This window comes from Mycolicibacterium komossense, assembly GCF_025822605.1.
Lineage (GTDB): Bacteria > Actinomycetota > Actinomycetes > Mycobacteriales > Mycobacteriaceae > Mycobacterium > Mycobacterium komossense.
Genome location: NZ_JACKTY010000004.1, coordinates 147,513 through 156,685, shown reverse-complemented (window position 1 = coordinate 156,685; position 9,173 = coordinate 147,513). Strand labels below are relative to the sequence as shown.

General features: G+C 66.1%; 10 protein-coding genes. 5 read left to right on the top strand and 5 right to left on the bottom strand.

What is annotated here, in order from left to right; all coding sequences use genetic code 11:
• Positions 1–247 precede the first annotated feature (247 nt).
• Positions 248–493 (top strand): hypothetical protein, encoded by a 246-nt coding sequence (locus H7J73_RS00950; protein ID WP_264065332.1) that lies wholly within the window; start codon positions 248–250, stop codon positions 491–493.
• Positions 494–609: 116 nt separating this feature from the next.
• Positions 610–1,755 carry a zinc-binding dehydrogenase gene (locus tag H7J73_RS00945; protein ID WP_264065331.1) on the top strand — a complete coding sequence of 382 codons (1,146 nt, stop codon included), beginning with the start codon at positions 610–612 and terminating at the stop codon, positions 1,753–1,755.
• A 37-nt stretch (positions 1,756–1,792) separates the two neighbouring features.
• On the opposite strand, the gene H7J73_RS00940 is transcribed toward H7J73_RS00945, so the two are convergent.
• The 3 genes from H7J73_RS00940 to H7J73_RS00930 form a co-directional block, all read right to left on the bottom strand.
• Positions 1,793–2,821, bottom strand: coding sequence for a CobW family GTP-binding protein (locus H7J73_RS00940; protein ID WP_264065330.1), 1,029 nt, complete (start codon positions 2,819–2,821; stop codon positions 1,793–1,795).
• 239 nt (positions 2,822–3,060) lie between these two features.
• Complete coding sequence (locus tag H7J73_RS00935; protein WP_264065328.1) at positions 3,061–3,660, bottom strand: hypothetical protein; 600 nt, start codon at positions 3,658–3,660, stop codon at positions 3,061–3,063.
• Positions 3,661–3,666: 6 nt separating this feature from the next.
• Positions 3,667–4,272, bottom strand: coding sequence for a DUF3060 domain-containing protein (locus H7J73_RS00930; RefSeq protein WP_264065327.1), 606 nt, complete (start codon positions 4,270–4,272; stop codon positions 3,667–3,669).
• 108 nt (positions 4,273–4,380) lie between these two features.
• Here H7J73_RS00930 and H7J73_RS00925 point away from each other — a divergent pair, with 108 nt between their 5' ends.
• The 3 genes from H7J73_RS00925 to H7J73_RS00915 all read left to right on the top strand — a co-directional run bounded on the left by H7J73_RS00925 (position 4,381) and on the right by H7J73_RS00915 (position 8,289).
• Complete coding sequence (locus H7J73_RS00925; protein WP_264065326.1) at positions 4,381–5,013, top strand: TetR/AcrR family transcriptional regulator; 633 nt, start codon at positions 4,381–4,383, stop codon at positions 5,011–5,013.
• On the top strand, positions 5,006–6,550 hold the full coding sequence (locus H7J73_RS00920; RefSeq protein WP_264065325.1) for an FAD-dependent monooxygenase: 1,545 nt from the start codon (positions 5,006–5,008) through the stop codon (positions 6,548–6,550). The genes H7J73_RS00925 and H7J73_RS00920 overlap by 8 nt, the downstream gene beginning before the upstream one ends.
• 566 nt (positions 6,551–7,116) lie before the next feature.
• Positions 7,117–8,289, top strand: a complete 1,173-nt coding sequence (locus tag H7J73_RS00915) for an MmpL3/TtfA transport complex stabilizer (protein ID WP_264065324.1) — start codon at positions 7,117–7,119, stop codon at positions 8,287–8,289.
• A gap of 70 nt (positions 8,290–8,359) precedes the next feature.
• Here H7J73_RS00915 and H7J73_RS00910 read toward each other — a convergent pair whose 3' ends face one another.
• Positions 8,360–8,677, bottom strand: a complete 318-nt coding sequence (locus H7J73_RS00910) for a hypothetical protein (protein ID WP_264065323.1) — start codon at positions 8,675–8,677, stop codon at positions 8,360–8,362.
• A gap of 97 nt (positions 8,678–8,774) precedes the next feature.
• The gene (locus tag H7J73_RS00905) at positions 8,775–9,110 is read right to left on the bottom strand and encodes a YnfA family protein (protein ID WP_264065322.1); all 336 of its coding nucleotides are present in this window, start codon (positions 9,108–9,110) and stop codon (positions 8,775–8,777) included.
• Positions 9,111–9,173: the final 63 nt, after the last annotated feature.

The following is a 9,173-nucleotide window of genomic DNA, read 5'->3' as shown; positions in this document are numbered from 1 at the left end:
CCGCCTGGATCAACCGACCCGCCCAAGACACCACCGAGGAGGCCGACACGACAGCCGCTTAACACCCGATGGACTCATCCACCTTGAAAAATTCCGCCAGCGCGCACTCGGTGACGACCAGCCACATGGCTACGACACTAGGCCTTGCGTCGCAACCCGCACCGTCTGTTGCTGCACCGCCGAAACTCATGCCATATCCATAGCCGGCCCTTCGTCGTTCCTTAGCTAACGTCAGCACTGTGGAGGGATGTCCGAACTCCAGGTCCGCGGCCAGACGGCGGCGTCGACAACAGCTCTGCATCGCCATGCGACTGCGTTTCGATTCGCCTTGGCCGGTGTGTTCGCCCTGACCCTGCTCGGCGCCGCACAAGCCAGTGATCAGGCGGTGTCGACGACACTCGGCTTCGCGACGGCCATCACCATCCTCGCCGCCGCGTTCATCGGCTGGGAGCGCCAGGTTGCCGACGCCGAATCTGCGGGATTGGTGAAGTAGCGCTTCGATAACCCGGTAGCGATGGCAAAGGTCGTAACGCGCCGCGCGCCAGCGCGGGTTCGTACCCTTGACGTGGACCCCCGAGACGGCCCCACAACAGGAACGAGGCTCTGCCCATGGCCACAGATCTGCCTGACACCGCGTTGGAACTGCGATCGTTGGTGACGTCGCAGGGAACGTTGGAGCTCTCATTGCACGACGTCCCCGTTCCCACCCCCGGCCCCAACGAGGTGCTGGTGCGGGTGGAGGCGGCACCGATCAACCCGTCGGATCTCGGATTGCTCACCGCAGGCGCCGATCTCGGTACCGCGACGGTTTCTGGCACCGCGGACCATCCTATCGTCACAGAATCGCTGGGACTTGCTGCTGTGCAACGGCTTTCGGCACGCCTGGACAAGTCGCTGCCGGTCGGCAACGAGGGCGCGGGCACCGTCGTGGCGGCGGGATCGTCGCCGGCGGCACAGGAGCTTCTCGGCAAGCTGGTGGGCGTTGCCGGCGGTGCGATGTATTCGCAGTACCGCGTGGTCGATGCCGCCGTGTGCCTGGTGCTCCCCGAGGGCGCCACGGCCGCCGACGGCGCCTCCTCGTTCGTCAATCCGCTGACCGCCCTTGGCATGCTGGAAACCATGCGCCGAGAGGGGCATTCGGGGCTCGTCCATACCGCGGCGGCGTCGAACCTCGGCCAGATGCTCGTCAAGATCTGCCTCAAGGACGGGGTACCGCTGGTCAACATCGTTCGCAAGCCCGAACAGGAAGACTTGCTCAGATCAATTGGGGCGGAGCATGTCTGCAGTTCCGCATCGCCGACGTTCGAGGCGGATCTCACCGCAGCTCTGACGCAGACCGGTGCGACGCTGGCGTTCGACGCCACCGGCGGCGGCACACTGGCGAGCCAGATTCTCAACGGTATGGAGCAGGCGGCCAACTCGACCGGCGCGGAATACTCGCGCTACGGGTCGACGGTCCACAAGCAGGTGTACATCTACGGCAGTCTCGACACGGGGCCGACCGTCCTCACCAGGAATTTCGGCTTGGCCTGGGGGCTCGGCGGGTGGCTGCTCACCCCGTTTCTACAGAAGGCGGGTGCCGAAACCATCGGCCGACTACGCAACCGGGTGGCCACAGAGCTCACCACGACTTTCGCGAGCACCTACACCCGGGAAGTGTCACTGGCCGGCATGCTCAAGCCGGAGGCGTTCCACGCTTACCTCAAGCGCGCCACCGGCGAGAAGTTCCTCGTCACCCCGCAGGCATCGGCCTGACAAGAGTCGGCCCGACGGGAAGGCGGTCGCGCCCGGGCTAGGAACCGTAGCCGATGTACCGCTGCAGCCGCCGAAGTGCGGCGGCGGGCACCGGGTCCTCGACGGGGCGCAACGTCGACGTGAGCCGATGCCGGACCTCAGCGGTGTCAAGACCTGTGCCGATGGCGACCAGCGCATTCGTCGGCGCGCCCGTGGCCGCCCGCGCGAGGTGGACCGCCGGACCCACCACGTTGACGACGTAGGCCCGCATCGACCTGCGGTGCCGGACGGCGACCGTCCCTTTCAGCCGGTACACGCCGGTCGGAGGATTCTCCAGCAGATCGATCAGGGTGTCAGCGTCGATACCGCCCTCGCTCGTCACCGTGACCGACTCGGCGTGTACATGGTGATGGACATCGTCGTGGTCGTCGGCCGACTCGATCAGCATGTCCCGAAAAGACAGCTGACCGCTGTCGTCGCGAGCCGCTACGACGTCGTAGAGCAGCGCCGGGTCGACTCGGCCGCCGACGGCCCCGACCACGTGGGCACGCGCATTCCGTTCGCGGACCCGCGCTTTCACGCGTTCCAGCACGTCGTCGCTCTCGGCGGTCTGGTCGAGCTTGTTGACCACCACCAGTGTCGCCGCCCCGTACCGGGCGAGCGGATCCCCGCCTTGATCGACGGTGTCGAAATGCATCGCGGCGTCGACGACGTCGATCACCCCGCCGTCGCGCACGCCGTCGACACCGCTGAAACCGACGATGCGGGCGATCGCCACTGGGTCCGCCAGGCCGCTGGCCTCGACGATGATCGCGTCGAGCTGCAGCCGCGGATCGGCGAGCTTGGCCAGGGCGGCGTCCAACTCGCCGTCCTCAGGCAGGCAACAGATGCAGCCGCCGGCGATCGACGCCGGCTCGTCGATCTGCCCACTGACCAACCCGGCGTCGACGTTGATGTCGCCAAAGTCGTTGATCACGACGCCGATCCGGGCCTGTGATGTGCGCAGTACATGGTTGAGCAGGCTCGTCTTGCCCGCTCCGAGGTAGCCGGTCAGCGCGATGACTGGGATCGGTTGGAACGCCGGCATGGCGACAGAGTATCGACACCGCGGACCGGGCAGCCCACGGCTACCCGGGTTATCCGAGGCGCGGTGGCGCGTCCCGGGAAAGCGCCCGCTGCCGCCGCCTGGCGTCCGCGGTGGTCACGCTGACACTCGTCGCAGTGTGGTTCGTGGTGCGTAACCTGCCGATTGCGCCCTTCACCGGGCTCTATGTCTGATCGGCCGAACGGTACATCTGACCGGGACGCCAATTTGCTGACAGTGTCTTACGGCCCCGCGGGCAGGTCGGTATAGCTCGGAGTGAAGCCGTCGGCCGAAAATGTGAATCCGCTGCGACTGGTCTCGCTCATGCAGGAGATGCCGAGATCCTGGACGTTGCAGCGAAAGCCTGCTGCGGCCAGGATCCGGCCGAACGGCAGGGTCTGGTCGGGCCCCGAATCGCGAACCAACACCCCGGCGTCGAGCTTGGCGAAGTAGGCATCGCCGGTGCTCTGCACCACCACCGCATTGGGTGCCACCGGGGTGCCCGCGGCGTCGACCACGGTATCCGGAACACCCTTCACCCCAAGGCTTATCGCGCTCTTGGCGGAGCGGCAGCCGGCCTCTTCATGCGGGATGATCGCGCATCGCCAGGTCCCGCTGGGCGTGGTGAAGAAGTATCCGGGGCGTCCACCGGACTGGGCGTAGAAATCGAACGCGTTGACCAGGTTGGCGTTACTCGGGCGCGGCGTCGATGACGAGGCCGCCTGTGGTGAACGCTCGTTCGGAGTGGCCGTGCCGTCGTCGACGATCCCGCCGGCGCACGCCGACATCACCTGTGCAGCGACGGCGAGTGCGACCGCTGTGCGATATCTCTTGGAGTGCACGTAGTTTCAACCTTGTTCGACGGTGTTGCCGGAACCGGAATTGTTGACCTCGGGTTCGCCGGAATGGAACGTGATCCGATTCTGGATGCCGGAGGCGTTGATCTCCCCGGCGCTGTCGATCGTGACCATATTGCTGACGCCGGAAATCTGGACGCTGGCGCAGTGGCCGGTGATAACCACGGTGTTGGATACACCGCTGATGTTGACGACGCTCTCGTCACAGGCGAGTGTCTTGTTCTCGCCTATACCGGAGACACTGAACCGACCATCGGGTCCGGGTTGCTCCGCCGGGGGCGTGGGCGCGACCGCGACGGTCCCCGGAGTGCTCACCCTGGTGTCTATGGTGCTTGCGCCGCCCAACTCATCGGAGGGCGCAATCGAGATCGGCGGGCCGCTGGTGGTGGCACTTCGGGTGGAGTAGGCGACGGCACCGCCCGCGACAGCGATCAGGCCCACTGCGATCACCGCAAGGACCAGCCACAGCCGTGACCGGTTCGGCGGCGGATGGCCGCTGGTGTCGCGTCCGACGCCCAGTTCGGTCGCCCGGGCGACATCGCTGAGCGGACGCTCCAGTTCCCTGATCCGGGCTTCCGGGTCGTCCTCCGGCCTCATGTGCAGATGGTCCCACACCGGCAAGGCGCCACTCCGCGGACTACGGACCCTTAAATACTGCCTGACGGGCAATCTTGCCTATCAGGCAAATATCGGTAAGGTGGAGCCATGCAGGGTGAAACATCACTGGGTCTGCGGGAACGCAAGAAGCTCGACACCCGCCGGGCACTGAGTGACGCCGCGCTGGCTCTGGCCTTCGAGAACGGCTTGGAGAACGTCACGCGGGAGGACATCGCCGAACGAGCCGGGGTGTCACTGCGCACCTTCAGCAACTACTTCACCGATAAGTACGACGCCATCGCCTACCGCCAGACCGAACGCGTCCGCCGCAGTCTGGACGCGCTGCGTCACCGGCCCGCCGAGGAACCGCTGTGGGCGGCCGTCACCGCTGCGGTCCTCGAGCCGCTGGAGGCCGAAGGCGCTGCGGACATCGTGCCCAGCTCGGCCCAGCTCGCCGAAGTCCGCAAGGTGGTGCTGGCGCCGCAGGCGAAGGTCGCCGTCACCAGAGGCGCGTTCGCGGACTGGGTGGCGGTCGTCGCCGCGCGTACCGGAACCGATCCTGACCGAGATATCTACCCGCGGCTGGTGGTCGGCGTCATCGCGGCGGTCGTCGAGGCCGCAACCGAAGCATATGTGAACACCGAACCGCCGGTGCGTATTACCACCGTGCTGCGGCAGGGATTCGCCGCGGTTGCCGCCGGCCTGCCGGCGCCCAGGAACAGGAGCATCGCCGATGAGTGACCACGACGTCGATATCGTCATCGCCGGAGCGGGCCCGACTGGCTTAATGGTCGCCAGGGAACTTGCGCTGGCCGGAGTGCGTCCGCTGGTGCTGGATCAGCTCACCGGTCCCAGTGCCGAGCCGAAGGCCAATGGCCTTGTCGGGCAGGTTATCCGGTTGATCGACATGCGTGGTCTCTATCATGAGCTCGGCGGCGAACCGGGTGCCCCCCAGCCCATTCCCGGTTACACGTTCAGTGGGATACCGATCTCGTTCGACGCGATTGCGGAGAACTCGATGTACGCCCTACGGGTGCCCCAACCGCGTCTGGTCAGTGTGCTGGAGCAGCACGTTCGGGAGATGGGTGTCGAAATTCGTTGGGGCCAAAGACTTTCCGGTCTGACCCAGAACTCCTCCGGCGTCACGCTGGCGGTGTCTGGTCCCGGCGGTGACTACGAACTCAGGGCACGGTATCTCGTCGGCGCCGACGGCGGCCGCAGCCAGGTGCGCAAGTGGGCCGATATCGAATTCCCCGGCACTACCAGCGATGTGGTGATGCGCATTGCCCATGTGTCAGTGCCGGACGAATTCAGGGCGCCCGAAGGGGCCTTCGAGATTCCGGGCTTCGGCCGACTTCCCTTCGGGCACAATCGTTGTGAAAACGGGATGGTGGTGTTCGCCGAATTCGAGCCCGGTCGTCAACTGATCGGAACCATGGAGTACGGCAGTGCCACCATTGTCGACGACACCCCGGTGGCGTTGCAGGAAGTCGCCGACAGCGCGCGGCGCGTACTGGGTGTGGACGTGCCGATGGTGGCGCCCCGGGGGCCGGGTCCGCATGCGCTGCGCCGGATCAACGGCCAGAACACCCGTCAGGCCGACCGCTATCGGGCAGGCAATGTGTTTCTCGTCGGGGACGCCGCGCACGTGCACTCCGCCATGGGTGGACCGGGCCTGAATCTCGGACTGCAGGATGCCGCCAACCTGGGCTGGAAGCTCGCCGCCTCGGTCCAGGGACGGGCGCCGATCGGATTGCTCGACTCCTATCACGGTGAACGGCACCCAGTCGGGCAGCGGGTGATGACCCACTCGCTGGCGCAGACGGCGCTGATGGCGCCCGGCGACGCCGTGACCGCGCTGCGCGGGCTGTTCGGTGAGCTCGTCCGACAACCGGAGGTCGCCGCGCACGTCGCGCAGACCCTGGCCGGGGCGGACACCCGCTACGACGTGGGCGACGATCATCGACTGTCGGGCCGCTTTGTGCCCGAGTTGACGCTGGCCTCCGGGCAGCGGGTGGCGGATCTCATGCGGACCCCTGCCCCGCTGCTGCTCGATCTGGCCGATGGATTCTTCGCCGATGCGGTCGGGAACGGGTCGGCAGGGATTCGCAGCGTCGTGACGACGACTCCGTCGACCACTGCGGCCGCGTTGTTGATCCGACCGGACGGCTACGTCGCCTGGGCGGCCGACCACACCGGAAGTGCTGAACTGAATTCCCTACAGACAGCGGTGTCGAGATGGTTCGGGGCGGCTGCAGCCCTCGACCTCGGGGCCTGATCTGCCCGTCGCCGGGCCACCGAGCGCCCACTCGCGAGGTGCCCGACGCCTGCCGGACAGCGCCGCGACAGCACACGTTAACCTGGCCGCGAAGTGCCAGCGAACTTTCTGCTACGGCCGCGTCGCCGCGTCTATCGGGGCGTGATAGCGCAGCCGGGGAGACCGCGCGCACAGGCCTGTTCACGCTGACACGCCGTGAAATGGCACTGTGATATGGCCCTCATCTGATCGCCCGCGGGTAAGAAACGAGTAATTAAGAAAGTTCGAAGAATCGCCGAAATCGAATTAGCTATTCAGCTGATACTTCCTGCAAGGAACCATGTTCGGAATAGCTGACAGCAAACAACACGATTTGATAACGGAGCAACCTGAGGAGCGCCTGAATCAATCTGCTGCGGTAGTCGAGATTCCCTCCTCAGCAATTTTTTGACCGCAAATTTGGCCGCTACACTCGATCAGGACCAGGCGTCGAACCGGCGCTGACAGGCACGACCAGACGGGCTGAGTACCTGCGCCCGCAGGAGGTATCGAGGAACGTGGCAAACAAAGTGGCCAATGTGAAAGCTGTGACTGATGCATTCGGCGGTGTCGCACTCGCCGAACCGACGACACCTCTGCGCCCGAACTGGATCCCGGCCTTGCGTGACCTGCCCGCCGCCATGGTGCGGACGCACCTGCAGCGCCTGCCCGAGGCTGCGCCGGTCGTCGCCGAGGAGCCCCTCCTGGAAACCGACCTCGCCCCCGGCTTCACCGAGATCGGTCAGGCTTGCGTCGGACGCGGCCTCATCACCGACCTGGCGGTGAGCCCACGCGGCGGCTACGTGTTCGCCACCAACCACGCCGATGACAGTGTGTCTCGCATCGATCCTGAAACCATGACTGTCGTCGGCACCGTGTCCGGCCTCGAAGAGCCGTTCGTCATCACGGCCGCAGGATCTCGCGCCTACGTCAGTACGGTGTCCGCATCGCATGACGCCGTGACAGTCGTCGACACCAAGTCCGGCGCGGTCGTCGCCACTCATCCGCTGGCTCTGTCGGTGCGCGATCTGGTCCTGAGCGCCGACGGACGCCGCGTCTACGTGGCCAGGACCGGCCGCGACGGAGCCGATGTCGCCGTCATCGACACTGTCGCCAATCGGGTCACCACCATCGATCTCGGGACGCGTGGTGATTCCACTGCCGAGGCCATCGCCATCAGCCGCGACGGCCGGCGGGTCTACGTCGCCACCACCGACCCCTTCGGCGGTGAGCTGGTGGCGATCGACACCCGCGATTACCGCGTCATCAGCGGGTCCGCCTTCACCTCGACGATCCGTGATATCGCGGTCAGCCCGGATGGCCGGAACCTGTACGTCGCCGGCTACGACGCCGCGACGGGCGCCCACGTCGACATCGTCGACTCCCGCACGCTCGGGGTAACCGGCACCGTCGCTGTCGGCGGCGCCGTCACCCGGCTGGTGCTGAGCACCGAGGGCGAGCGCCTCTACCTGGTCAACGGTGACCGCGTCACGGTGGTGGGCACCGCGACCCGCGAGATCATCGACACCATCACCGTCGGTGGCGAACCCGCGTGCGTCGCCGAAAGCCGCGACGGCAAGCGCGTTTTCGTGGCGGACTACGACGGTTCTGTGACGGCGTTCTCCGTCGCGTCGACCACCGAGTCGCTGCTGGCGAAGATGATGGCCCCGGAGGCGCTGGAACTGCCCGCGCTTCGCGAGCTGGAGCCGGCCGGAGTCTGAGCCGGGCCTGAAGTCCTCAACAGAAAAAGCCGGGTCCGTACGGACCCGGCTTTTCCTGTCTGTCGAAGACTCAGCTGCAGTTCAGTGAGACCGAGATGGTCTGGCTCTGGACCTGCTGCACCAACACGTTGCGGTTGCTGTTGCCCAGTACCGGCCCGACGGCGGGCACCCACTGGGTGACCTGCTGGGGATTACGGACACTGGTGACGACGCAAGCCGACATCGGTCCTGAGCCGATCTTGTCGATGGTGACGGTGTAGCCCTGTGACTGCAGGTCGCTGATGGTCTGCTGCGCTGTCTTTCCGTCGGCGGAAGCAAGACCTGCCGGCGCGGCCAGAACACCGAAAGCCGCTACTGCTGCCGCTGTGATTGTCATTGCGGTACGCATGGCGCCGCCTCCCTTGTTGTGATCAGGCAATTCTCTCACTGATTACATCGTTGTCGACCGCCGAAACGTTCCCGGTGCCCGCACTGCAGGTGACGGGTCAGTGCGCCCTCGGCACGTACATGATCACCGCGACGCCGACGAGGCAGACCAGCGCGCCGAGGACATCCCAGCGGTCGGGGCGGAAACCGTCCAGAGCCATTCCCCACACCAGCGAACCCGCCACGAATATGCCGCCGTAGGCGGCCAGGATCCGGCCGAAGTTGGCATCGGGCTGCAGGGTCGCGACGAAACCGTAGGCACCCAGCGCCACCACGCCGAGTCCCATCCACCCCCAGCCGCGAGATTCCCGCACGCCCTGCCAGATCAGCCAGGCGCCGCCGATCTCCAGCACCGCCGCGACCAGGAACAGGGCAATCGATTTCGTGATCGTCACTCCGTCACTGTCTCATCGCCGCGGTGAACTGCACACTCTGAGCGCTCTCAGGTCGCTAGCGTT